The following is a 24,089-nucleotide window of genomic DNA, read 5'->3' as shown; positions in this document are numbered from 1 at the left end:
CAGAGTGGTGTTCAATATGCTGCTTGCATTTATTCGCTTTTATTGCACCAATGCTGTGCGCTTTTTTCTCCCACCGGTCCGTGAAATAGCAATTCCTGCACAGCTAGACAGTCACACCCGGCGCTACACCTACCACTACCAGCAAAAGAAGAGTTGGGTGAGAAATCTCTGGATTACATCGGCGGCACTGATGCTGTGCTTTCCAGTGCTGCCTTTCGTTGTGAGTCTTGCCTTCTTCACCGCGTTTCTGTCTTTTGCAATTCTCGATGAGACTGCCTGACTTTAGCGCCCCTGCGGTACCTCTAATTTAACGTGAGCCGGTAGCGAGGCTCGCGTTCAACAAATGATGAAGTGTTTCCCTTTACCCAATCCTGATGGCCGTTGCCGAAAAATGGTGAGAGTGGATGAGCACTCTGACCTGTGGCCATATGGAAAATACCGTCTGCATCCCGGCCCGGTGAAACCACTAAGCGCTGGGATGCGCCATGAGTGGGAGACTGGAAGCGGGGCATATGGGTATCTCCTGCGAGAGGCTCAGCAGGCATTGCCAGGAACCAGTTCAGCGGTGGTATTGCTTTGCCCAGTGGATGCTGGATCTTTGCCGTATTTTCAGCACCCCAGGATTGACGCTTAAGGGGCAGATTGCTGCGGTTCATTTTTTCCAGTACTTGATCCAGGGCGGCGAGCTTTATCGCGTTCCAGGATTCAAAATCCGGGTTGAGAAGCTGTTTTGGCTCTTGCTGAGCCATTTCCCAAAGTGGGTATTCAAATTGGCGCTTGAGTTGGCCGAAAGAAAACTTGGGCTGATAGCGGCGCATGTAAGTCAAAATGGGCGCTGTCGTAAGCTCCATCAGCTTCAGGCGATAGTTGCGAACGATGCGATAGCCCACGGAGTCGATGGCGGCTCGGCCTCCCCAATTTTGAATCTGTATATATACCTCGCGGTAGTCTTGCTGATCTTCAAGTAAGGTGAGGAGGTGTTGCTGCCACCGCTCGAGAAAAACTGCCTGATCGTCGAGCTGGATATTTAAAAGGTCCTGCTCATTGAATTTTTCTTGAGCGAAAAGCCGTTCGCGAATTTGTTGCTGACGTGCGCCGAGCGCATAGCCGTGGTTGCCCATGAGTTTGAGATAGTCCCCATCAACGATACGAGCGTTGGCACTCCAGATTCGGCCGGACTCCGGGTTATACAGGCGGGGGTGCTCCTGGGGGCTTAAATAGCCGTCCCAATAGGCACTACCATCTGCCCAGCTGATTGATCGACTGCCATCAAACCCGACTCGCTTGGGAATAGCGCCAGCCACAGTCCAACCAATATTGCCGTTACTATCGCCAACCACTAGGTTCTGGTGGGGGATGCCTATGGTGGGGCCAAGCTCCAGAGCTTCTTCGGCGGTGCGAACAACTTCCATATCAATCAAGTTCATATTGCCGCCCAGAGTGTCGTGAGCAACCCAGCGGAATGCGAGAGGAACGCCATCGTGGTTTGTACCGATAACGGGACCCCAGATAGTTGTGCGAACTTCTATGGTTTTTGGATCGCTGCCTTTGACGGCGATAGATTCTGTTTCATAGGCAAAATTCCTCCAGCCTTCAGGCGTTTTATATTGATTGCCGTCCTCGCTGAGTTCCAGTGGAATCAGGTCACTCCAGTCGCCACCGGTGTTGGTAAATCCCCAGGCAACTAATTCGTTGCTTCCGGCAACCATAATTGGGCCGCCTGGAAGGGTTACGCCACGGACAAATCGGTTGGTGCCAGGTATGCTCCAGCCTGCTCGGAACCAGATATTGGGAACACTCAGCCCGAGGTGCATATCGTTGGCAAGAATGGCTCCACCGTGCGCTGTCAAATTACCGCCGACCACCCAGTTATTACTGCCGTAAATTTTGTCATCACTCTCCATCGCCTGATAAACGATAGTGTCCTGTTCATCTAAAAGCGCAGAAATCGGCGTTTCTGGGAGGCTGACTTTTTCTCGTGCTTCGCCAAATAGTGGTGCGTCCCATCGCCCGCCTTGGGGAAAATAGAAAGCGTAGAGATCTGCTGGAAGCAATTCGGCTAAAGCGGTGTCGCGAAGTTCATAACTACCGCGTTCACTTTGTAGCGTCAGGTACATGCTGTAGATAGTTAACAGGCTGTCGGCAGAATTCCAGGGACGCGGTTCCTGACCCAATAACAAATACTCCCAGGGTTTTGCGGGAAGCTGGTTGAGGCCAAAATTAATACCGTTGATATATTGATCCAGAAGGGCCTTTTGTTCCGCCGGCATCGCAGCAATGTTTCGCTCTGCTCGCTGGCGAAATTGATGCAAACGTACCTTTTGATCGTGTTTTATAGTGGACGCGCCCAGTAATTCTGATAATTCCCCAGCAGAACTTCTCCGCAACAGATCCATTTGAAAAAAACGTTCCTGCGCGTGTAAAAAGCCCAATGCGAAGGCCGAACTGTTTCGGTTTTCAGAATGAATTAATGGCACTCCCTGTGAGTCGCGCTCGATAACAACTGGGTCTTTTAATTCACCCGTGGTAATGGTTCCATCGAGAATAGGCAAGCTCTGTCGGAGCCAGATCCAGGAGCCAATTAAAAATATAATTATCAAACCCAATAGGCTGATAATTAGTGCTGGCATATACCGCTTGAGAAATGGAAATGTTGTCATTGTGGTGGCCGCAAAATCTCTGAGTTAATGTCGGTAGCACTTTTTTGTGCAATTTTAATTTCACTCGCAAAGTTACTAAGCGATACAAAGAGTAACTTTTAGTGACAAAACCCAAGCTTTAAATTATAGGATTTTCCTGTCATTCACTGCTATTTCTCGAAGAACTGACTGGTCACAAGAAAAAAGTCATCGCAGGGTTTTCAATATGAAAACGCAACCGTAAGATGGCGTGCAATAACAAAAACAACAAGAAATCGAAAACATCAGGCTGTATAACAATAAACGCGAGGACGCGATGATGCACGATGTTGGTAGAGATGTAACAAACCGTAGATTCAATCTTTCCATTCTTTCTGGAACCATTGCTTTCCTCACCGCTGTTGGCTCTCACGTTCACGCTGCGGAAATTGAGGAGGTTGTCGTTACTGCGCAGAAGCGAGCGGAAAACCTACAAGACGTACCTATCGCGATTTCCGCCTTCACCGGGGAAAATATAAAAGAAGCCGGTGTCAAAAATTTGACTGACTTGGGGAAATATACGCCGGGCGTGGAAATGCACAATGATACCGCCCTGCAACCAACGTACAGTATTCGCGGAGTGCAAACTAATGACTGGACCATAGGCTCTGATCCAGCAGTGGCGGTCTATGTGGATGGGGTTTATACCGGCCGCAGTGCAGGTGCCGAGATACCGCTGACCGATATTGAGAGGGTTGAAGTCCTCAAAGGGCCGCAGGGTACACTATTCGGTCGCAATGCCACCGGTGGTGCGATCCACATTATTACCACCAAACCGCAGGCGGATGACTCTACGGAATTAAATCTAACAGCCGGTAATTATGGGCGCCAGTCGTCGGATCTTTTGGTTAATCGCCAAATTAGTGACAACCTGTATGGTCGTTTTTCGGCGTCGACAAATCGTCGCGATCCATTTGCCGATAATTTAGCAAATGGATTCTCTGTAGGGGATCAGGATACTCAGACCTACCGCGCCTCTGTGTTGTGGGAGCCGGCGACGGATACCGAGGTGCTGTGGCGCGCCAATTACGGGATTATGGATCAAGGCAGCGCTTTGCGAACAACCATAGTGCCCAGCCTTAAAGATGAAACGGATGTTTTTGGCGACTACGCCCTGGATACCCCGACCATTGAGGATCGTGATTCCTTTGGCACATCACTGACAATAACCAAAGATTTCGATAATTTCACTTTTACTTCGATTACTGCCTACAGCGAATTCGATGCCCACCTGCAGCAGGATGAGGATGGTACCGCCAACCCGGACTATATGTTTGGGTCAGCTAATACTGATGATCAAAGCCAGTTCTCTCAAGAGTTCAGGCTCAATGGTGCTACAGATACTATCAAATGGACTCTGGGAGCTTCTTACTCCGAAGAAGAGGTGGATCACACCACTTATGCCAATTTCACTACCGGATCGGTGGAGTCCTTTGCCGTTTATGAAGGGGTAAAGGCTGCCTATCCAGACCTGACCCAAACCGAGCAAGAGGACTTAGCGGTTATCACCCGTGCACAGCTGCAGCAGGCAGGGTTGGAGGGAATTGCTAGCGCTTCCTTTGTCTATGACCTAATGCTGCAAACAGGCCAAGTGGATGCGTTACTCGCTCAGTTAGGCGCTGCTGGTATAACCGGCGATATGCTCTATGCGGAAGATGTAGTCGGACAGATGATGGCGGGCTTCAATCCCTGGATAGCCTCGGATGCACATTGGGGGGAGAGTGTTCGCAACACAGGTGATTACCGTTCCAGTGCTATTTACGGTGATATGACCTGGAGCCTTACCGATAAGATGGACCTAACTATCGGTGCTCGTTATACCTACGATCAAAAAGATTTCACCATCCAGACGGCTTATGGCAACAGTATTCCCCTGTCACTGTCCGGCGGAGATGTGCGCTTGGTTGACGGAGATGGCAACGTAATCGGCACTGTAACCCTGCCTGAGGTCGATTTGGGGTCCCAGTTGTTTGGCATTGTGTTTTTCAATAATGGCCAGCCGGTTTTGGACTCCAAATTGAGTGATAGCTGGAGCGACCTTTCCGGTCGTATAGTGCTGGATTACCGCTGGAATGACGATGTGATGACCTATGTCTCCCTGGCGGATGGTTTTAAAGCCGGTGGATTCAATAGCCTTAACTTTGGTCCCGGGGTTGAGTCGTCTTTCGATCAGGAAGATGTTGTTAACCTGGAGGTTGGTCTTAAGAGCAGCCTGTTCGACAACCGAGTACGCTTGAATACCTCTATTTACACCTACGAATACAACAATTTGCAGGAGCTGGATCTGGTGGGTACTCCTATTCCCAGTTATAACCTGCGGAATTCGGATGCGGAGGGTACTGGGGCGGAGATCGAAGTACAGTGGGCAGTAACAGAGAGCTTGTTTGTTGCCGGTAATTACTCCTACCTGGATACAGAGTTTACTGACTACCAGATCATCGAAGCCATTGGTGAGACTGAAGAGGACTCGAAAGTAGGTCAGTCTCGGGTATCAACGCCAGAGAATAAATTCAACCTAATGGCTGAATACACAGTGGACCTTGCATCTGGCGGGGAGTTTATTTTCCGTGGCGATTACAACTGGACAGATGAGCGAATTGGTTCGATTACTGATCGGACACGTATCGTGGAAGACTATCAGTTGTTCAACCTGCGGGCAGCCTGGAACAGCCCTTCAGATAGTTATTCTTTAGCGCTCTGGATACAAAATTTGACGGATGAAGAAATCGCTGGCGGCTATGGTGGTACTGGTGCAGCCATTGGTGCTAGCCCCGCTTGGCGGTTTATGCCGAGAATGTACGGTGCGGATTTAACTGTCCGATTTTAATTAACCCATGGGTTAATACGGCACAGGGATGTGCTGTTGTCGACCTTGGGAGGGTATTTAAAGGCCACAGGGGCATTGTGGGATTATTTAGAACTCCTTATTTCGACAGTAGCCTATAAAAAACGTTTAGACTGTGAAAATTGCGTCTAAATTTTGAAAGAAATAGTACATAAAACAATTTTTGCTCTATTTTATTAAGTTATTCCTGTCAGCATGACGAGAGAGTGGGCCGGTTTATCCGGCCCTTTTTTTTATTGACCCTTCAAGAGAAAAATAAACTGGCGCATATCCCCTTCTGTTGAATAGCTAGCCTCTAGGTTTACACCTAAAACTGCGTATGATGATTTCAATAGAGAAGAAATGTGTCGCAGTTGATTACTAATATGGCAATACACGTCGGTGAAGTAACTTTAGAGGAAGTACAACATCAACTTCTCAGTGATTACCAGAAAGTTCGTGCAGAGACAGAGAACCTTGCATTGCCGTTATCCCCGGAGGATATGCAGTTACAGTCTATGCCGGATGCCAGTCCTACCAAATGGCACCTAGCACATACGAGCTGGTTCTTTGAGACCTTTATCCTTGCCAACCGGTTGCGGGGATATCAAACGTTTAACCCACACTTCAACCACCTGTTCAACTCTTACTACAACAGTTTGGGTACCCCCTTTGCACGCCCTAACAGGGGGCTAATTTCGCGTCCGGATAGTGCCCAGGTTTATGAATATCGAAAGTTTATCAATGACTCCATGCACCGGTTGCTCAGTGAGTACCCGATTCCTGAAAATTTGGCCGCGTTGGTCCAGCTGGGGTTGAATCATGAGCAGCAGCACCAGGAATTGATATTGACCGATATCAAGCATGCTCTATCAACTAATCCCATGGCACCAGCTTACCGGGATATGTTTCCTGAAGATGAAGACGGGGCACTGGAACCACTGCGTTGGTTGAGCATACCCAAGGACTTCTATGGGATTGGGAGTAATGGCGATGCTTTCTGCTTTGATAATGAAGGGCCTGAGCATCAGCAGTTTATCGATGACTTTGTTATTGCCTCCCGACTGGTTACTAATGGGGAGTACCTTGAATTTATAGAGGATGGTGGCTATGAACAGCATCGTCTGTGGCTTTCGGATGGTTGGCTGCATTTGCAGAAAAATCAGCAAAAGCACCCATTCTATTGGAGGCTGAATAGTGATGGTTGGTATCAGTACTCCCTCTATGGGTTGCTACCCTTAAATCCAGCTGAGCCTGTCTGTCATCTTTCTTTTTATGAGGCAGATGCTTTCGCAACCTGGGCTGGAAAACGATTGCCTACCGAATTTGAGTGGGAGGCAGCTGCTTGCCATTTACGCCAGCCGAACCAGATGGCATCAGCTAATTTCCTGGAGAAACGTCACTTCAGGCCATTGCAGGCGCAGCGAGGACAAACGCAGTTCTTAGGGGATTTGTGGGAGTGGACTTCCAGCGCTTACTTACCTTATAGGGGCTTCAGAGCCCGGGAGGATGCAGTAGGGGAGTACAACGGAAAGTTTATGTGTAACCAAAAGGTTCTTCGCGGTGGATCTTTTGCAACCCCGGCTGACCATATCCGGATCAGTTACCGCAACTTCTTTTATCCACACCAGTCGTGGCAATTTACCGGTATCCGTTTGGCAGGAGACTAAATGTGAAAGCAGCCGTATCATCGATGCAGGAAAGTTCACAACAAGACCATGAATTTCTCAATGATGTGTTACGGGGGTTGGCCGGAGATCAGAAAACACTACCGTGTAAATACCTATACGACGAACTTGGTTCTCAGTTATTCGAGAAAATATGTGATGTAGACGATTATTATTTAACCCGTACTGAGGCTAAGATATTCAATCAGTATCTACCGGATATTGCTGAAGAAATTGGCCCAGGGGCGCTACTGGTGGAGCCTGGTGCAGGCAACTGCGAAAAAGTAGAGGGCCTACTGCATCTTTTAAAAAACCCTAGCGGATACTATCCCATCGATATTTCCCCGGAGATTCTCTATTTGGCGGGGCAACGAATTAAAAAAGGCTTACCTCATATTTCTATCTGGCCGGAAGTGGGTGACTTTACTCAAGCCGAAGTATGGGACAATCTGTCAAATATTGAGTCAAAAAAACGTGTGGTGTTTTTTCCTGGTTCGACAATTGGAAACTTTGAGCCGGATAGGGCGGAGCAGTTGCTGGAGACGTTTGCGGCGAATTTGAGAGCGGGAGACGGCCTGCTTATCGGAACTGATTTAGTTAAAGATTCCGTTGTACTGGAGAGGGCGTATCACGATAGTGAGCATATTACGGAGCAGTTTAACAAGAACCTCCTGCAACGAATTAACAGTGAGTTGGGAGGCAACTTTGATTTGTCATCTTTCTCTCATCGCGCTTTCTATCAACCATTACGACAACGCGTAGAGATGCATTTAGTTAGCCTCCGGGATCAGAGCGTCGCAATCGCCGGGGAACAGATCGTCTTTTCGGAAGGGGAGACTATTCATACCGAGAATAGCCATAAATATAAAGTGAGTAGTTTTAATACCCTGTTGATGAAAGGCGGCTTTAAACCTGTTCGCCACTGGACTGATTCCTCTGAATCTTATGCTATTCACTATGCCCAGGCTATCTAGGGAGGTTTTAGGTCTCCTTTTCTCACTGGTGATATTGGCCGCACCAGCAAGTTTTGCTGGTGCGGAGGAAAAAAAACAGTGGGATGCCGATAGTTTTATTGTGTATAAACATCCGCTTTGCTTCTGTTGTAACAAATGGGTGGATTATCTACGGGGTAACGGCATTGCCGTATCTACCAGTTCTGAGCTGAATATGGCCAAAATTCGGCAGCAATGGGGTGTTCCTCGGGGGATGGAGGGTTGCCATACGGCGGTGTGGCACAACAAATATGTTTTTGAAGGCCATGTTCCCGTCAAACATATCCTGCAATTTATTTCCTCTCCTCCAGAGGATGGAATCGGTCTATTAGTACCCGGGATGCCCGTTGGTAGCCCAGGAATGGAAGTGGATGGAAAGTTTGAACCTTACAATATTTATCTGCTGCTGGAAGGGGGAGACTATCGCCCCTTTGTCCGAGTCGAGAAGCCCCAGAGTTAGCTCTTGTTTTTAGGTCTGTAGCGAGCTGTACCAAATAATATAGAGATAACTCGCTGCCACACTGATAACACTTACCGGCAACATCAATAAAAAGAACTGCCAGAAGTTAAATGGTTGCACACCAAATTTTTCCGCCTGCTGCAGCACTATTACATTGCTGGCTGCGCTGATTATAAATAGGTTACCAGCAACTGTTGATATGGCTGATAGCATCATAAGTGTTTGAGTGTCGTGTTCATGTAGCAGATTCAGGTAGATTTCCACTACGGGAACATTGGAAAACAGTTGGCTGGCAAAAAAACTGACAAAAGTTACGGTTTCAGGTTCAGCCAGATTAATCCCGCTCTTGTGCAGAAAAAACTGTAGTGATCCGGACTTGAGTAGTGAGCCGGTCACAATAAACATAGAAATAAAGAAAAAGAGGGTGGGCCAGTCTACTTCTCTCAGTATTCTTCTTCTTTCATGACTCGCCAGATAAATGGGTGAGCAGGCGACCAAGCCTATTTGACCCAAGGTCGGGTGGTAAATACCTTCTACGTTATGAAGTACACTGCCTAATGCTATTAGAATTACCAGAAGGGCTGCCGACAATAGAGGTGGCCATTTTTGTGCTATCTCATTGTCCTCTCGATGCTGAATGCCTACATTGTGACTGGGTTCGTCAACTTTAAGAAACCTTTTTAACCAAAGAATCGACAGCAGCATGGTGATTGCTGCCGGGATAAAGATCCACTCGGCAAATACCAGAAACATATTGTCAAACTGCCCTGCGTTGGCAATCAAGATATTTTGTGGGTTGCCGACTGGGGAGATCATGCTGCCGATCGTTACGGTGGCACAAAGTAAAATAAGTAGGGGTACAACACCCCAGTTCATATCCCGAGCCATCAATAGAGCGATGGGTACACCAATCACTGCTGCAGCATCATTGGTGAGAAGGGCGGCGCAGACGGCCATGATCAGGACATAGCTTGCCAGTATGGTATTGGGGTTTTTACGGGAGAGTATTCGCCTGCTGATTTGTGCTGAAATCCCTGTGTCGTACAGAGCGGATGCAATCGAAAATACAGAGAATAAGTAGAGGATTAAGTCCCAATCCACTGCAAAGAATGCATCTTTAAGTGTGATTTGCCTCAAGGCCAAAAGTGCTACTGCGCCAAGGGTCATGATGTGCCAGATACGAACGGCAGATGGTAGCCATTGGCGCACGGCTATTAGGATAAAGATGATTGCCGAGACGGTTAAGCTGATAGACATCTATCGTTATCCGAGTGTCGCTAGTCCCAACTGCTACTCTGGTTTTCAGCATTGCTATTTTTCTGAGGCTCTATCCAGTGCAGCAGAGTGCCAACAAGGCCATTCATAAGAGTTTAAACAAACCTCTTCTCTTTACGAATTTCTTTGCTGGAGATGTGGTTGCGGGTTTGGGACCATACCTGGCTATTTACCTGCTCTCAGCCATGCACTGGAAGCCGGGAGATATTGGGGTTGTCCTGGCAATTGGCGGGGTAACCACTGTACTGCTGCAGACACCTGCTGGCGCATTTATCGATAGTACTCGCTTTAAGAGAGGGCTTATTGCCACTTGCGGGATCATTATCGGTATTGTTTCTATCACTATTGTGGAATTTACCAGCCACAAGCCATTGATTTATCTCTCTCAGGTTTTGATGGGAGGCGCAATTGCCTTCGTGGCTCCTTCTATTGCGGCAATCACACTCGGGGTTACCAGCGATAAGAACTTTACCTATCAAACCAGTGCCAACCAGGCCTCCAATCATGCGGGCAATGTCTTTGCTGCTGGGCTTGCAGCGATTCTTGCCCTGACTATTTCCGGGCAGGGGGTGTTCTGGTTGATGGCGGTTATGGGTGCCCTTATGGCGATCTCGGTAGCCTTTATTCCGGGAAAATCTATCGATCATATCCGTGCTCGGGGCGGAGAGCACAAGGATCTAGAGGGCAAAGCACAGCCGTCGGGCTTCAAGTCACTGCTGTCTGACAGGCGCCTGGTCGCTTTGGCTGTCAGCGTGTTTCTATTCCACTTTGGCAATGCCGCGATGTTGCCCTTGGTGAGTCAGAAACTGTCGATTAACTCGAATGCCGATATAGCTATTGCCTTTACATCAGCTTGTATCATCGCCGCCCAGTTTATGATGATGCTGATGTCCTTTCTGTGTGCGGCCAAAGCGGATACCTGGGGGCGCAAGCTAATCTTCCTTATCGGTTTTTTTATCAATCCGGTACGGGCGCTGTTGTTTATGTCTACGGACAATCCGTACTTCCTGGTAGCAATTCAATCCCTGGATGGCGTGGCTAATGGTATATTTGGCGTCATTATTATTTTAATGTGTGCCGACCTGACACGTGGTACGGGCCGCTTTAATGTTACCCAGGGCGCTATGGCTGCCCTGGTGGGAATTGGTTCGGCATGTAGTAATTTTTCTGCGGAATATATTGTTCAGTATTTTGGCTATGGCGTTGCTTTTCTTACTTTGGGAGCTATTGCTCTGATCGCCGGTACATTTTTTCTGATTTTTGTCCCAGAAACGAAAGGGGCAACAATCCCTAAACCATCAGCAGGAAACTGATAGCCCCGGTTGTTTCGACTATTGATAGAAATCTATGGTTAATTCTTTTTCTCCAGCCCCAGGCCTTGGCAATCGACATATTCAGACCGTATTCAGTCGTTTTCACCGCGCCACCCCCTGGATTGAGACAGATTGCCGCTGGTACGAAACGCCTGATGGCGATCGCCTTTCTTTGCATTTTCCCAGGCCGCTACGCAATGATCCCGATTATCCTCTGGTATTGATACTTCACGGTTTGGGAGGTTCGGTAGAGTCGCCCTATGTGCAGGGGCTGATGGAAACCCTTCTGGCATACCATTATCAGGTCGCTGTAATGCATTTTCGAGGTTGTGGTGGTGTGCCTAACAAGTTGCCGAGGGCCTATCACAGTGGTGACACTGAAGATCCTCGCTGGCTGGTTAGTGAACTTAAGAAACAGTTTCCATTAATGACGATTGCCGTGGTTGGCTTCTCATTGGGCGGAAATGTTGTTCTGAAAATGTTAGGTGAAGATGGTGGCCGCGGGCAGGTAGCCGCTGGGATTGCTGTTTCGGCGCCAATGGACCTCCATGCCTGTAGTCGCTACATCAACACTGGTATATCCCACCTTTATGAGCGCCACCTGATTAGCGGGCTTCGTTTGAGCCTGCTTCATAAGGCGAAAGACCCACAGTTGGCTGCGGCCTTACCCGATCTCAATTGCAGTGAGGACTTTGTCGATTTCAGGCATTTCGACAATGCTTTCACTGCGCCGTTACATGGTTTTCGTGATGTGGATGAGTATTACACCCAGGCATCCAGTAAGCCTTTACTCAAAGATATTCGCACGCCGACTTTGATTATCAACGCCGTTGATGATCCTTTTATTTGTCCATCAGCGATACCTGTAACCAGCGAAGTTAGTTCTGCTGTCGATTTGGCGGTGAGTGATCGAGGGGGGCATGTAGGGTTTATAGATGGGACGGTATGGAGCCCCAGTTATTGGCTGGAGAAAAAGATACCTTACTTTTTGGGATCGGTCGTTGGGTTTCCAAAGGGAGCCCGGTTGGGCCCCCACTTTCAGACTCTGGGTTAACAGCACTGGGTACTCGATTGATCCGCTTCGGGAGTGTCGTTGGCAAATGGCATTTCCTTGCCGCAGCCGGGAAACAGGCCAAAGTGCCGCGAAAAATCGCCAATGAATTCGAAGTGCGGTGCGAGACGGGTTTCTGCGAGCATTCTCCAAGTGTTACCGCACACAGGGAATACTCGTCCGGTCTCAATAATGTGGTGTCCATCGAGAACGAATTGATCGGCATAGCCCGGTAGTGTGCCTTTGTAAATCACTGCTTGGCCGTAATCCTCACAGTCTTTTTCCAGTTGCGCTAATTTGAACAAGCGATAAGTGGCGGAAAAAAATCGAATTGAACCACAGCGCTGGGCCAGGGTTGGGTTGGTGATAAGTAATGGCCGGCTCTCCACCAGGCGTGGATCGCGGAAGCCGCTGCCCTGAGCAATTTCCAGGAAGTCATTCCAGTAGAGTGCGCCCCCAAGACACTCGCCGAACAGCTCGGGGTCAGAGCTAATTGCGGGGGGAATACGACGGTCAGCATAGACATCGGAGAAGTAAAATTCTCCCCCTTGTTTCAGCAGCCGAAACAAGCCTTTGAGTACAGCATCTTTGTCTGTGGAGAGGTTAACCACACAATTGGAAATGATCACATCAAAGCTTTCAGGCTCTAATTCCAGTTCCTCCAGCTTTTCGATGTAGCCGTGCAGGAAGCGGACATTGTCATAGCCAAACTTGTCGGCGTGATGGGCTTGGTGCTGCCTGGCCACAGCCAGCTGCTCTTCCGTCATATCGACACCTACTACTTCACCTTTTGGGCCTACCAACTGGGAGAGCAAGTAAATATCCCGGCCTGAGCCACAGCCAAGATCCAGTACCCGGCAGCCTTCCAAAAGTGGAGGGCAGACAAGTCCGCAGCCGTAATAGCGGGATAGGACATCGGGATGAATATTGGACAGCAATGGTTTTAGCCACTCTGGCATATCGCTGGGATCACAACAGGCATTGGTCTTCAGGTCTGAAGAGTTCTTTAGTTGGCGTCCGTAGTAGTCCTGTACTAAATCGTGCATTGGCTCTTTACCTATTGCGGGGGTTAACCAAAAAGGCGCAGTTGCGCCGGTATTGGCGCTCTTTGTAATTTTGCTGAGGAAGTGTAACAAGTCTGCGGTTCCCGCGACTAAAAACCAGAGGAATCACGGAAGAGTTGAGGAGTTAGAGGTTCTTCTGGCCAAAGGTTTCCGCTTTCGAAACTGATGCAGAGCTCTATACTGGCATGATATTTCACTCATTCTGGCTCGAGGGGCAGGATAAAGCAGAAAAGTCTCAATTGGCACAAAAATACCAGCATGATGCACTAGATATTTCAGAATCAGCAAAATTGCCTTTTGGCGCCAGTGGGAATTGGTTTGTAGAGAATCGCATTATTTTCGTTAATATCGACTCTCTCCGCTTCGATATTATGAGGGAACGTAATTGAGCGATCACCTAGCTCCCAGTGCTTCGACAGAGTCCGCCGAGGATTCCTTGCAGAATTCGCAGTTCCTGGTGGATTTGCGCCAACAGATGCTGCGTTTTGCCAGTTTGCAGTTGCAGGATACGCAGTTGGCTGAAGATGCTGTTCAGGAAGCATTGATGGGTGCCCTAAAGAACTCGCGCAGCTTTTCCGGTCGCTCAGCTTTGAAGACCTGGGTCTTCGCCATTCTCAAGAACAAGATTGCCGACATATTGCGACAGAGACAGCGCTTCGTAGATGCGGATCAATTGGTTCGTGGGGATAGGGAAGAATATGATCACGATGAGCTGTTTGATCAGACGGGGCACTGGCAGAAGGATGAAAAGCCCAAGCGCTGGGCTGATCCTGAGTCGGCAATTCACGACAAGCATTTTTGGCGGATCTTCGAGGCCTGTCTCAGCCATCTTCCCTCGCGCCAAGCGCAGATCTTTATGATGAGGGAATTTATTGAGCTGGAAAGCCATGAAATCTGTGCTGCCATGGAGATTACCGTTAGCAACTTAAATGTCACATTGCACAGGGCGCGCCTTCGCTTGCGCGAGTGTCTGGAAGATAACTGGTTTGGTGTGGAGAAGTGACAATGATGAAGACCTGCCGGGAAGCCACGAGGCTGATGTCTGAGTCCCAGGAGAGGGACCTGCTCATTTCCGAGAAGGCGAGCCTGAAGTTACATCTGGCGGTTTGCACACCTTGCCGCAATTTCGGCAAGCAGATGAAGACCCTCAGGCATATCACCAAATCCTATGCTCAGGGTGGCCCCGAGAAAGCTGACAACGAAAAATAGCATTTCGCACTTGGGGCCACTTATCCAAAATTGGCGTTCCTAGCGGGGAGGGCGAACCGGGCGGTAGGCGATATGGCCACCGACAAAGTGCGGTTCATACCAGTAGGACCCGCAGTGCTCATAGGTAACGTTACCAACAGTTACTGCAACACAGCTGCGAGGCAACGTATATAACCACCCGCCGACACCGACGGCTGCTGCCGTACCCCAAAATGCTGGTCCCGGGTAGGGCCAGTAGTGGGGGCGCCAAGGGGGCGGTGGGTAGGGTGGATGATGGGGGTGAAATGGGGGGTGATTGGGAAAGCGCCTTGCAAACTCTCCCGGGGCATAGCCACCGTGGAAGCCTCCACCCATCGGACGCATCCCATTAAAATGTCCCCCAATATTGAAATGAGCCCCACCACCACCAAACCGACCAAAGGCTTCGGCTGAGGGACTGGCCAATGCAGTCAGTAGTGCCCCCGTGACCAGGGCAGGCACAACCAGTTGTGCAAGGAAACCCGTCTTTTGACCGTTGCGATGCATCATGGTGTGGCCTCCTTATTGGGTTCCGCCTTCTTAAACTGGATCTGCTTGAGCTTGTCGGTGGAAGGGGTAAATTGCCCGGCGGCACCAGGTTTGGCTTCCATCCATTTCAAGGTGGCAATAAAGCGCGGCTTGGCAGGGTCGCGGGTATTCACTGTTGAAATACGCAGGGGCAGGGGCTTGTCACCAGCCTTGATCCAGATTTCCCAGTCCAGGTTTTCAGAGCGAAATGCCCAGTGCTCGGTTTTTTGGCCGTCAACCATAGGCCGGTTTACCAGAAAGCCTTCTTTGATACCGGACCAAACATTTTCCTTCCTTCCCCATTCGAGGAGGTCGGCAAAAGGAATCTCAATGCCGTAATCCTTGGCGGCTTTGGTCAAAACTTCCGCTGTAGGCTGGGGTGCTTCCATTTCTGCGAAGTAACCATCGCGGGGAGCAATCACGGTGAACTTGTCGCCATTGTGAATAAACTGACGGGTAATAGAATCTGTTTTCAGGTCTACACGCAGTTGCTTCGGTGGCATTGCCATATATTTGACGGTACCGCCAATCAGGAGCTTTTCCTGATTTTCCAGAACGACCTCAGTGAATATATCGGCGTTAAACATCATCATTTTGAGACTGGCGAGGTAGTCACCCATTCTTTTCAAGGTTGCCATCGCCTTGGGGTCTAGGGGCTCGTTTGACTCCATGGCCCCCATTTGGCCTTGAGGTGGTTTGCCTTGCTGCATTTGCCCTGGTGGCTGGGGGGTATTGCTGTCATCGGCCGGTTTAGTGGGGTGCCCTGGTGGCGGGGTTTGGCCTTGGGAGCCAGTGCTATCGGGTTGCGGGGGTGGTGTCGGGTTTTGAGCGACAATCGCAGGAGCTAATGCCACCGTCGCTGCAAGAATCAGCGCCCTAGCCAAGCCACCAAAGGGTTGAAAAGCAAGCATTTACCGGTACCTCCCAATACATAGCCATAGTTGTGGCATCTGAATCAGTGTAGAGGAGAACCTTCGCGCCTGCTGTTGCGTAAAAACGAGTATTGAAATGAGACTGGGTATCCAGAATTGCTGGTCAATAAGCTGTTGTTTTACAAAACTTTTGCCGTATTCAATTGAGGCTCTGGGTTATGTTTGCTAGAGTCGGTCCATCATTGATACTAGCCTGCTCCTATGAATGTGGTTCGTCTGTCATTTCTGCTGATTGCGCTGCTGATTTTCCAGACAGCTGGCGCCTTCTATGACAGTCATGATGAGCTAGAAGATATCACCATCCACTTCTCTTCAAATCATATTGATCAACTCCCGGGAGTAGCTCCTACTGACGAGCCTGATGGGGGTTCCGTCACTTTCTCGCTGCCTTCCTCCGGTGATGGGCAATCTACACCAACGTTGGATTTCTGTAATCATTGTTGCCATTGTCACGGAATTAATGCAACCGGGCTTTTGGGGCAGTCTTATCAACCTCTCCTTCGGGGCACTATCAGTTACAGTGATACAATCAGTGCAGCTGTGCCCTCAGGTTATTTTTCTCCACTTTTACGCCCACCTATAACCCAAGTCTGATTAGTTAAATACTACGTGTGCCGCTATAGAAGTATGTAGCTTTTGCTCGCACACGATGATCGAGTTGTGACTTGGGAGAATTCCATGGATTTTTTTTCCACGCTCTCGCTGAGCGTGATTGGTCGTACATCCTTTAGATTTTTGTTGACGACCGCTCTACTTATATCTGCGCAAGCTACCTCTGCGCAGAAGGGAGAAGTATTGACGTTGCCAGAGGCAATACAGAAAACTCTGGCACAAAATCCCCAGATTGCAGTTTTTCCACTCCAGCAATGGGCATTGGATGGTGCTGAGTTCACAGCCGGCCTACGTCCTGCATGGGATTTTGGTTTCGAAGCTGAGTATGCGGTATACGGAGATGATGGTTCATCAAGCTCAAGCTCAGGCTCCCCCGGCCGGCCCGGTCCGCCAAGTGACGACGATGATGATGATGACAAGGAACTTGAGCTGACTGCTTCTTTGTCATCAGTTATTGAGTTGGGGGGCAAACGCCAGGCTCGAATTGATGTTGTCAATGCTCAGCGGGATCTCTTAATTGCCGATGAGCAAGCGACAGCACTGGATGTCTTGGCCGAGGTGGTTCGTGGTTATGCGCAAGTACTCGCTGCCGCAGAATTATTGATTCTGGAAAAAGAGAAGGTCTCGCTGGCGCAAGAAGCGTTGGACGCTGTAATTACAAGGGTCAATGCTGCTGCGTCCCCCATAGCTGAACGTATGCGGGCTGAGTCTGCACTGGCGAATGCCATTTTGGCCGCCGAGGCACAGGAGCGAATGCTGAGCTACTACAAGTACGCACTATCCGCGCTGTGGGGGCAACCTACCCAGGACTTTGCAGTTGACTCCAGCGTGCTCTTCCGATTTGAGCCAAATGCCAGCTTTGATGTTCTGTACGAGCGGGCTCAGGAAAACCCTTCTATTGCCCGTTTTGCCTCTGAAGAGCGCTTGCGCGCATCTCACCTGCATCTGACACAAGCGAAATCGACCCCCGATATTGGTTGGTATGCAGGCTATCGGAACGACAAAGAAGATGATGAGAATGCTGTCGTTGTTGGCTTTAACGTGCCGCTTTTTACCGGGCGGCGTAATCGGGGTAAAGAGATTTCTGCAATGGCTGAGCTGGAACAGGTTCAGTTGGATAGAGAAGCGGCATTGCTAAAGCTCTATCCCCAGCTTTTCTTGGCGGTAACGAGCCGTGAACAAGCGCTGGCCATTGTTGACGAAATGCAAAATACCGTGATTCCCACATTGCGCAAGGCGCTTTCTGAGGTTGACCGGGCCTATCGCCGGGGGCGCTATTCCTATGTTGAGTTGATCTCTGCCCGCGAGGAATTGCTCGATGCTGAGCGCTCGAGAATTGTGGCGGCACGTTCTGTTCATGTGTATGGAGCGGAAATTGAGAGATTAACTGCCCGGCCATTAGGTGTCGTGGCTGTTGAAAGCAGTAGATGAAATTGAGTTTAAAAATGAGCAGATTAAATAGAACTTTAAAGCTAGCGATGCTGTTCCTATTCCTTTTGGTACCTTTAGGGTGGGTGGCAAATTTTAGTTATGCCAGTGGCTCCCACGGTGGAGATCATCATCAAGAAGAAAGTAAAGGGCCACATGGGGGCCGCCTCTTAGAGCAGGGGGATCTCGTGGTTGAGCTGGCTCTGGTAGAGCGGAGTGGTAGCGCTGAGTTTCGCGCATGGGTTCAGGAAGATGGAAAAGCGCTAGACAATGCAGAATTGACCCTAACTCTGGTTCGACTAGGGGGAGAGTCACAACATATTGCCTTACAACGCGATACAAATATTGATTACTGGCGCAGCCAAGAAAATCTGGCTGAACCTCATTCATTCGACATTGAACTCTCTTTGACTCACAAGCGAGGCCGTGCCAAATGGCAGTTTGAATCATATGAAGGAAGAGTAAAAATAGATGAAAATACAGCGGAAAAGGCCGGTATTAAAACTGCGATTGCCGCACCGGGAGTTATTCAAGAGCGCGTCACTCTTTACGGCAAAACTGCTATCGATCATCGCAGCCTCAGCCATGTTCGCGCCCGCTATCCGGGCACAATTATGACGATTGAAAAAGCATTGGGTGATTCCATACAAAAGGGGGAAAAGCTGGCAACAATTGAGTCCAATGACAGCTTGCAAACTTATTCCTTGATAGCGCCTATCAGCGGTCAGATTATTGATAAGCAGGCCAGTCGAGGGGAGTTTAGCGGTGACCGGGTACTGTTTACGATTGCGAACTACAAGCAAATATGGGCAGAGCTTCAAGTATTCCCCACTCGCCGGGGACAAATTGCTCGCGGACAAAAAGTTTCTATTACCGCCGATGGGCTCTCATTTGATTCGACAATTGTCAGCTTGGCACCGGGGGGCAATGGCACGCCTTTCGCAATAGCCCGCGCGATGATTGAGAATCCAGAGGACATATGGACAACAGACCTGATGGTTCAAGCTGATGTTGTCACCAATGAGAGTCCCGCGCCTTTAGTGGTGGAAAATCAAGCGCTACAACCCTTCCGCAATTGGACCGTTGTGTTTGTAAAAGTAGGGGATGCTTATGAGATTCGCCCACTGGAACTTGGGCGGACCGATGGCAGGGTTACAGAGGTATTAAGTGGACTCAACCCTGGAGACCGCTACGTCACTGAAAACAGTTACTTAATCAAGGCGGATATAGAGAAATCCGGCGCTGCTCACCACCATTAATTGAGGCCAGAAGATGATTGAAAGCATCCTGCGCTTCTCCATTGAGCGGCGTTATTTCGTATTGTCCCTAATTTTTATTCTGGTGGGGCTCGGGGTTTGGAGTTACCAGAAACTCCCTATTGATGCAGTCCCCGATATCACCAATGTTCAGGTGCAGATTAATACTGAAGCACCTGGTTACTCGCCTTTAGAAGCTGAACAGAGAATCACCTATTCGGTAGAGGCGGCACTTGCCGGACTTCCCAACTTGGAGTACACCCGTTCGATTTCTCGCTACGGGCTATCCCAAGTGACCGTGGTTTTCAAAGAGGGGACAGATCTCTATTTTGCGCGAAACTTGATAAACAGTCGTCTGGGTACCATCGAGAGCAATCTGCCCCCTGGGTTGGAGCCGGAAATGGGGCCCATTGCCACCGGGCTCGGTGAGATCTTTATGTATACCGTGGAGGCTCTGCCCGGAGCAACCCAGCCCAATGGCCAGCCCTACGACGCCACTGCACTGCGGGAGATTCAGGATTGGATTATTAAACCGCAATTGTCTCTCGTTCCGGGGGTTACGGAACTAAATACTATCGGTGGCTATAACAAGCAGTATCACGTAACACCGGACCCCCGCCAGATGCTTAACTTCGGCGTATCTATGGAGGACATTGCCGAGGCTTTGCGTCGCAACAACGAAAGTCGAGGTGCTGGCTATCTGGAAAATAATGGACGCCAACTGTTAGTGCGTTCACCGGGACAACTACAGAATATCGGAGAAATTGAAGACGTAGTAATTACCAGCCGATCCGGGGTGCCGGTTAAAATTTCTGATGTTGCTGAAGTGGCTATTGGTAAAGAGCTGCGTACCGGTGCTGCTACGCGAGATGGTGAAGAAACCGTATTGGGCACCGCTATGATGCTGGTGGGGGAAAACTCCCGCGAGGTGGCGCGCAATGTTGCGGAAGCTTTGGAGCAAGTAAAATCCACTGTACCTGAAGGTGTAAAGGTGGAAGCGGTTTACGATCGCACGACGCTCGTGGACAAAGCCATCGCTACCGTGCAGAAAAACCTTATTGAAGGTGCGTTGCTGGTAGTCGTCGTGCTGTTCTTGCTGCTTGGAAATATTCGGGCTGCCTTTATCACAGCTGCTGTGATCCCGCTGTCCATGCTTGCCACTATATTTGGTATGGTGCAAACCGGTGTTTCTGCCAACCTGATGAGTCTCGGTGCGCTCGATTTCGGTCTGATTGTCGATGGGGCTGTAATTATCGTAGAAAATGCGATTCGCAGGCTCGCCGAAGCCCAACAGCGCAAGGGCGGTAAGTTACCTCTGCAAGAGCGACTGGAGCTGGTATTCCAGGCCACCAATGAAGTGATTCGCCCGAGCCTTTTTGGAGTGTTGATTATCACGGTGGTGTATATTCCTTTGTTCACACTGACTGGTGTCGAAGGAAAGATGTTCCACCCGATGGCCGCTACTGTGGTTATGGCGTTATTGGCTGCATTGGTTCTTTCTCTCACCGTAGTACCTGCAGCAGTTGCTGTTTTTCTCACCGGGAAAGTCAGTGAAAAAGAAAATAAGGTGATTGTTGCTACTAAGTCACTGTACAAGCCGCTTTTAATTGCCGCAATGAAAGTGCGTTGGCTGGTACTATCAGGGGCTCTTGCTTTAGTACTGTTTTGTAGTTGGCTAGCTACTACTCTCGGTTCTGAGTTTATCCCTCAGCTTAATGAGGGCGATATTGCACTACACGCTTTACGTATTCCGGGGACTGGCCTCGAGCAGTCGGTAGAAATGCAGCGTTTACTGGAGCAGCGCATTAAGGAGTTCCCCCAGGTAGACAAGGTATTTGCAAAAATTGGTACTCCAGAGGTAGCTACAGATCCAATGCCTCCGAATGTGGCTGATAACTTTGTGATCCTGAAACCCAGAAATCAATGGCCCGATCCAATACTGCCTCAGGAGCAATTGGTGGCAGAAATCGAAGCAGCCGTTCGAGAGCTTCCAGGTAATAACTACGAATTTACCCAGCCAATCCAGATGCGTTTCAACGAGTTGATTTCTGGTGTGCGTGCAGATCTGGGCATCAAAGTATTTGGTGATGACTTGGACCAGCTGGTCGCTTCGTCTAATCAAATCCTGGGTGTGTTAAATGGGATTGAGGGTGTAGCCGATGCTCGAGTAGAGCAGGTTGAAGGTCTGCCAGTTCTCTCTGTAGTCCCCAAGCGTATAGCGCTTGCCCGCTATGGTATCGACCTGAAAACCCTACAGGACTTGGTATCAACCGCAATTGGTGGGGAATCTGCAGGGCTGATTTATGAGGGTGACCGTCGCTTCCAATTGGTAGTAAGGCTGCCGGAAGGGCTGCGCCGGGACTATGAAAACCTTGGTGACTTACCTGTACCTTTACCCGCTGGTAGCCCGCTAGGTAGCTATGTGCCCTTGTCTGAAGTAGCCAATCTTGAAATGACACCGGCTCCCAATCAAGTCAGTCGTGAAAATGGCAAGCGCCGTGTAGTGGTAACCGCGAATGTACGCGATCGCGATTTAGGATCTTTTGTAGAGGAGGCAAAAGCCCGAATCCAACAACAGGTGTCTTTGCCTGCCGGTTACTGGTTGGTATATGGAGGTACATTTGAACAACTGGAATCTGCAAGTACGCGTCTTTCTATCGTTGTCCCGCTGACGCTTTTGGTAATCCTCGGCCTTCTAGTAATGGCTTTCGGCTCATTCAAAGATGCCTTGATCATTTTTACAGGAGTTCCCTTAGCGCTAACTGGCGGGGTGCTAGCTCTATGGCTGCGCGATATGCCTCTATCGATTTCTGCAGGGGTTGGGTTTATTGCCCTTTCTGGTGTTGCGGTTTTAAATGGCCTGGTAATGCTGTCATTTATTCGTCAGCTGCGGCAACAGGGCGGTGAGCTTTTGGTTTCGATTATTGACGGAGCAATGATTCGTCTTCGTCCTGTACTGATGACTGCTCTGGTCGCCAGCTTGGGGTTCGTGCCTATGGCATTGAATGTGGGTACCGGCGCAGAGGTACAAAGGCCCCTGGCCACGGTTGTGATTGGGGGGATTATTTCTTCCACACTTCTAACTCTGTTTGTACTTCCGTTACTTTATCGGATTGTGCATGGCAGGGGAGGAGACGAGATGGCTAAAAACTCTATTAAGTAGATGTTTCTGCCTACTTCACCTCACAAAAGAGGTGAAGTAGGTGTAGAACCAATGAGGCAAGATTCAGTTAATTTATTGACTCCTAGTGACGCTCTAAACAAAAGGTATGAGTGCAGGTCGTTCGGCTTCCTAATAAACTCCCCTATGAGTCTGTAAGATAATCTTAGTGTTTAATATACAGACTGCGTATGGTTTAAATGCATTGCTTTTATGGCGCTGTGTTTTTGTGAGTGGTACATGCCGAAAGTGACTCGATAGCTTGAGACGTCTAGTTTATGTGCAGCTGATTCATATCAAATTCTTTAGAGTGTTGATATATTTTTCAGCAAAATTTAAAGCGTTATTTCTTTTTGTCAGTGGGTCACAGTATGAAAAGACAAAAACGGAACTTTTTTCTGTTGAATAAGTGCTCAATGATATTGGATGGGCGCCGTGAGTTTGGAGTGAGGTACCTATGATAGGTTCAAAAAAATTCATGTGCACACCCAGGGATTCCAGGTTACCCAAGTTGGATACGCATAATCCTTCAAGAAAGTAGGGATTGTTGGTTTCGTATTTTTCAACCCACTCAATAATATTCCCTAAATCATAGTTCTTGTGAAAGTTAAACTTACAATATTCGCCGGACACTGCCTGCCGATCAAGTTCAATCTGTAAGTGCTTTGCCAGCTCCCAGGTGTTCTCGATATCGATATCTGGTGTAACCTCAAGAGTGGTAACTGCAGAAAAGGTACCAATAACGCTTAACTCGATTCCGGTGCCGCATAGGTCGCGGACATCCATGGGTAATAAGATTTTGATCCATTCTCTGTGATTTGGCAGTATGTTTGATGCCTGGATGGCAATAGCACAAAAAAGCGCACTAGGTCTTACTTTGTGTTTTCTGCCAATAGCTGCAACGTGAGAGAGTTCCTCCATAGGAAATTTGCGATATAAAATATGGCCCTCCCGTTCAGTAACAAAAGCGGCTTCTTCTACTGGCCATTTAAATAAATTTTCTTTAATTCCAGATGTTTGCTGGTTGGAGAAATGCTTGCTTGAATCAAAGTAGGTCTCAACAGGGTCGTATAACGGCTGTCTATCTAACCTGAATCTTCCTTGATCCAAAAAATACAAATCTAAAATATAGAATATGATCCCGGCAGACCGGCCGTCCAATGCAGCATGATTACTGACCATAGATATGTAGTCGACTTTACCGAGTGAATTTAGATAGAAGGAAAGAGTATATGTACATGCTTCAACATTGAGTCCTGTTTTACCTCTGCGAGTATATTCGTACTCAATATTAATGGGTGTTGAAAGCTCCCTTATCTCTAAAGGGATATCATCAAAGGGTACGTCGCAATACCAGCGCAGTTGCTCACCTGACTCAACACGAGCCTGTAGAAGGGGGTAAATTTTATGGATTAAAGAAAAGGCAGTTTTAAGTTGCTCAACACTCAGTGGAATTAGAACTTTATAAAAGGAAACCAGCAAGGTTCCCCCGCAAGTTCTCCTGGCTAGCTCGGTAAATAATGCTTCTTCAGGCCCCAGCACCCTGGAGAACTCTCGGCTGGACATAGGTGCTCTTTCCAAGAACAGATTGACTTAATGTCAAACTTAATAAAATAGAAGTT

Annotated in this window: 19 protein-coding genes; 13 read left to right on the top strand and 6 right to left on the bottom strand. The window is 48.9% G+C overall.

Annotated elements, in window-relative coordinates; translation table 11 throughout:
• The first annotated feature begins 16 nt into the window (after window positions 1-16).
• Entirely contained in the window at window positions 17-280 is a 264-nt protein-coding gene (locus tag ACG1BZ_RS13170) for a hypothetical protein (RefSeq protein ID WP_413662216.1), read from the top strand.
• A 22-nt stretch (window positions 281-302) separates the two neighbouring features.
• Here the strand turns inward: ACG1BZ_RS13170 and ACG1BZ_RS13165 are convergent, their stop codons facing one another.
• The gene (locus ACG1BZ_RS13165; RefSeq protein WP_413662215.1) at window positions 303-2,630 is read right to left on the bottom strand and encodes a penicillin acylase family protein; all 2,328 of its coding nucleotides are present in this window, start codon (window positions 2,628-2,630) and stop codon (window positions 303-305) included.
• 325 nt (window positions 2,631-2,955) lie between these two features.
• Between ACG1BZ_RS13165 and ACG1BZ_RS13160 the strand changes: the two genes are divergently transcribed.
• From ACG1BZ_RS13160 to ACG1BZ_RS13145, 4 genes are all read left to right on the top strand, one after another.
• On the top strand, window positions 2,956-5,505 hold the full coding sequence (locus ACG1BZ_RS13160) for a TonB-dependent receptor (protein ID WP_413662214.1): 2,550 nt from the start codon (window positions 2,956-2,958) through the stop codon (window positions 5,503-5,505).
• 362 nt (window positions 5,506-5,867) lie between these two features.
• Window positions 5,868-7,172: an ergothioneine biosynthesis protein EgtB gene (gene egtB / locus ACG1BZ_RS13155; protein ID WP_413662213.1), complete on the top strand. Its 1,305-nt coding sequence runs from the start codon at window positions 5,868-5,870 to the stop codon at window positions 7,170-7,172.
• A gap of 2 nt (window positions 7,173-7,174) precedes the next feature.
• Window positions 7,175-8,143 (top strand): L-histidine N(alpha)-methyltransferase, encoded by a 969-nt coding sequence (gene egtD / locus ACG1BZ_RS13150; RefSeq protein ID WP_413662212.1) that lies wholly within the window; start codon window positions 7,175-7,177, stop codon window positions 8,141-8,143.
• 28 nt (window positions 8,144-8,171) lie between these two features.
• Window positions 8,172-8,621 (top strand): DUF411 domain-containing protein, encoded by a 450-nt coding sequence (locus tag ACG1BZ_RS13145; RefSeq protein WP_413665867.1) that lies wholly within the window; start codon window positions 8,172-8,174, stop codon window positions 8,619-8,621.
• A gap of 9 nt (window positions 8,622-8,630) precedes the next feature.
• On the opposite strand, the gene ACG1BZ_RS13140 is transcribed toward ACG1BZ_RS13145, so the two are convergent.
• Entirely contained in the window at window positions 8,631-9,878 is a 1,248-nt protein-coding gene (locus tag ACG1BZ_RS13140) for an SLC13 family permease (protein WP_413662211.1), read from the bottom strand.
• A 77-nt stretch (window positions 9,879-9,955) separates the two neighbouring features.
• Here ACG1BZ_RS13140 and ACG1BZ_RS13135 point away from each other — a divergent pair, with 77 nt between their 5' ends.
• Complete coding sequence (locus ACG1BZ_RS13135) at window positions 9,956-11,209, top strand: MFS transporter (protein ID WP_413662210.1); 1,254 nt, start codon at window positions 9,956-9,958, stop codon at window positions 11,207-11,209.
• Window positions 11,210-11,243: 34 nt separating this feature from the next.
• Complete coding sequence (locus ACG1BZ_RS13130) at window positions 11,244-12,263, top strand: hydrolase (protein WP_413662209.1); 1,020 nt, start codon at window positions 11,244-11,246, stop codon at window positions 12,261-12,263.
• Here the strand turns inward: ACG1BZ_RS13130 and ACG1BZ_RS13125 are convergent.
• Window positions 12,260-13,306 (bottom strand): methyltransferase domain-containing protein, encoded by a 1,047-nt coding sequence (locus tag ACG1BZ_RS13125; protein WP_413662208.1) that lies wholly within the window; start codon window positions 13,304-13,306, stop codon window positions 12,260-12,262. The genes ACG1BZ_RS13130 and ACG1BZ_RS13125 overlap by 4 nt on opposite strands.
• 403 nt (window positions 13,307-13,709) lie before the next feature.
• Here ACG1BZ_RS13125 and ACG1BZ_RS13120 point away from each other — a divergent pair, with 403 nt between their 5' ends.
• Window positions 13,710-14,327, top strand: a complete 618-nt coding sequence (locus ACG1BZ_RS13120) for an RNA polymerase factor sigma-70 (RefSeq protein ID WP_282933052.1) — start codon at window positions 13,710-13,712, stop codon at window positions 14,325-14,327.
• A 2-nt stretch (window positions 14,328-14,329) separates the two neighbouring features.
• Entirely contained in the window at window positions 14,330-14,533 is a 204-nt protein-coding gene (locus ACG1BZ_RS13115) for a zf-HC2 domain-containing protein (protein ID WP_282933051.1), read from the top strand.
• Between the two features lie 39 nt (window positions 14,534-14,572).
• Here ACG1BZ_RS13115 and ACG1BZ_RS13110 read toward each other — a convergent pair whose 3' ends face one another.
• Window positions 14,573-15,061: a hypothetical protein gene (locus tag ACG1BZ_RS13110; protein WP_413662207.1), complete on the bottom strand. Its 489-nt coding sequence runs from the start codon at window positions 15,059-15,061 to the stop codon at window positions 14,573-14,575.
• Window positions 15,058-15,990 carry a DUF2092 domain-containing protein gene (locus ACG1BZ_RS13105; RefSeq protein ID WP_413662206.1) on the bottom strand — a complete coding sequence of 311 codons (933 nt, stop codon included), beginning with the start codon at window positions 15,988-15,990 and terminating at the stop codon, window positions 15,058-15,060. Before ACG1BZ_RS13105 ends, ACG1BZ_RS13110 begins: the two co-directional genes overlap by 4 nt.
• A 222-nt stretch (window positions 15,991-16,212) precedes the next feature.
• Here ACG1BZ_RS13105 and ACG1BZ_RS13100 point away from each other — a divergent pair, with 222 nt between their 5' ends.
• From ACG1BZ_RS13100 to ACG1BZ_RS13085, 4 genes are all read left to right on the top strand, one after another.
• Window positions 16,213-16,605 (top strand): hypothetical protein, encoded by a 393-nt coding sequence (locus tag ACG1BZ_RS13100; protein WP_413662205.1) that lies wholly within the window; start codon window positions 16,213-16,215, stop codon window positions 16,603-16,605.
• A gap of 84 nt (window positions 16,606-16,689) precedes the next feature.
• Complete coding sequence (locus ACG1BZ_RS13095; RefSeq protein WP_413662204.1) at window positions 16,690-18,054, top strand: TolC family protein; 1,365 nt, start codon at window positions 16,690-16,692, stop codon at window positions 18,052-18,054.
• 14 nt (window positions 18,055-18,068) lie between these two features.
• Entirely contained in the window at window positions 18,069-19,310 is a 1,242-nt protein-coding gene (locus ACG1BZ_RS13090) for an efflux RND transporter periplasmic adaptor subunit (protein WP_413662203.1), read from the top strand.
• A gap of 13 nt (window positions 19,311-19,323) precedes the next feature.
• A complete protein-coding gene (locus tag ACG1BZ_RS13085; protein WP_413662202.1) occupies window positions 19,324-22,470 on the top strand; it encodes an efflux RND transporter permease subunit in 3,147 nt (1,048 codons plus the stop codon).
• Between the two features lie 288 nt (window positions 22,471-22,758).
• Here the strand turns inward: ACG1BZ_RS13085 and ACG1BZ_RS13080 are convergent, their stop codons facing one another.
• Window positions 22,759-24,033 carry a hypothetical protein gene (locus tag ACG1BZ_RS13080; RefSeq protein ID WP_413662201.1) on the bottom strand — a complete coding sequence of 425 codons (1,275 nt, stop codon included), beginning with the start codon at window positions 24,031-24,033 and terminating at the stop codon, window positions 22,759-22,761.
• Window positions 24,034-24,089: the final 56 nt, after the last annotated feature.

Origin of the sequence: Microbulbifer sp. CNSA002 (genome assembly GCF_047324085.1) — a bacterium.
In the GTDB taxonomy this organism is placed as follows: Bacteria; Pseudomonadota; Gammaproteobacteria; order Pseudomonadales; family Cellvibrionaceae; genus Microbulbifer.
This window is presented reverse-complemented; position numbering and strand designations above follow the sequence as displayed.

Coding starts and splice junctions, on each gene's coding strand:
- ACG1BZ_RS13170 (WP_413662216.1), top strand. CDS start 17: ATGCTGCTTGCATTTATTCGCTTTTATTGCACCAATGCTGTGCGCTTT.
- ACG1BZ_RS13165 (WP_413662215.1), bottom strand. CDS start 2,630: ATGCCAGCACTAATTATCAGCCTATTGGGTTTGATAATTATATTTTTA.
- ACG1BZ_RS13160 (WP_413662214.1), top strand. CDS start 2,956: ATGATGCACGATGTTGGTAGAGATGTAACAAACCGTAGATTCAATCTT.
- ACG1BZ_RS13140 (WP_413662211.1), bottom strand. CDS start 9,878: ATGTCTATCAGCTTAACCGTCTCGGCAATCATCTTTATCCTAATAGCC.
- ACG1BZ_RS13130 (WP_413662209.1), top strand. CDS start 11,244: ATGGTTAATTCTTTTTCTCCAGCCCCAGGCCTTGGCAATCGACATATT.
- ACG1BZ_RS13125 (WP_413662208.1), bottom strand. CDS start 13,306: ATGCACGATTTAGTACAGGACTACTACGGACGCCAACTAAAGAACTCT.
- ACG1BZ_RS13115 (WP_282933051.1), top strand. CDS start 14,330: ATGATGAAGACCTGCCGGGAAGCCACGAGGCTGATGTCTGAGTCCCAG.
- ACG1BZ_RS13110 (WP_413662207.1), bottom strand. CDS start 15,061: ATGATGCATCGCAACGGTCAAAAGACGGGTTTCCTTGCACAACTGGTT.
- ACG1BZ_RS13105 (WP_413662206.1), bottom strand. CDS start 15,990: ATGCTTGCTTTTCAACCCTTTGGTGGCTTGGCTAGGGCGCTGATTCTT.
- ACG1BZ_RS13100 (WP_413662205.1), top strand. CDS start 16,213: ATGAATGTGGTTCGTCTGTCATTTCTGCTGATTGCGCTGCTGATTTTC.
- ACG1BZ_RS13095 (WP_413662204.1), top strand. CDS start 16,690: ATGGATTTTTTTTCCACGCTCTCGCTGAGCGTGATTGGTCGTACATCC.
- ACG1BZ_RS13090 (WP_413662203.1), top strand. CDS start 18,069: ATGAGCAGATTAAATAGAACTTTAAAGCTAGCGATGCTGTTCCTATTC.
- ACG1BZ_RS13085 (WP_413662202.1), top strand. CDS start 19,324: ATGATTGAAAGCATCCTGCGCTTCTCCATTGAGCGGCGTTATTTCGTA.
- ACG1BZ_RS13080 (WP_413662201.1), bottom strand. CDS start 24,033: ATGTCCAGCCGAGAGTTCTCCAGGGTGCTGGGGCCTGAAGAAGCATTA.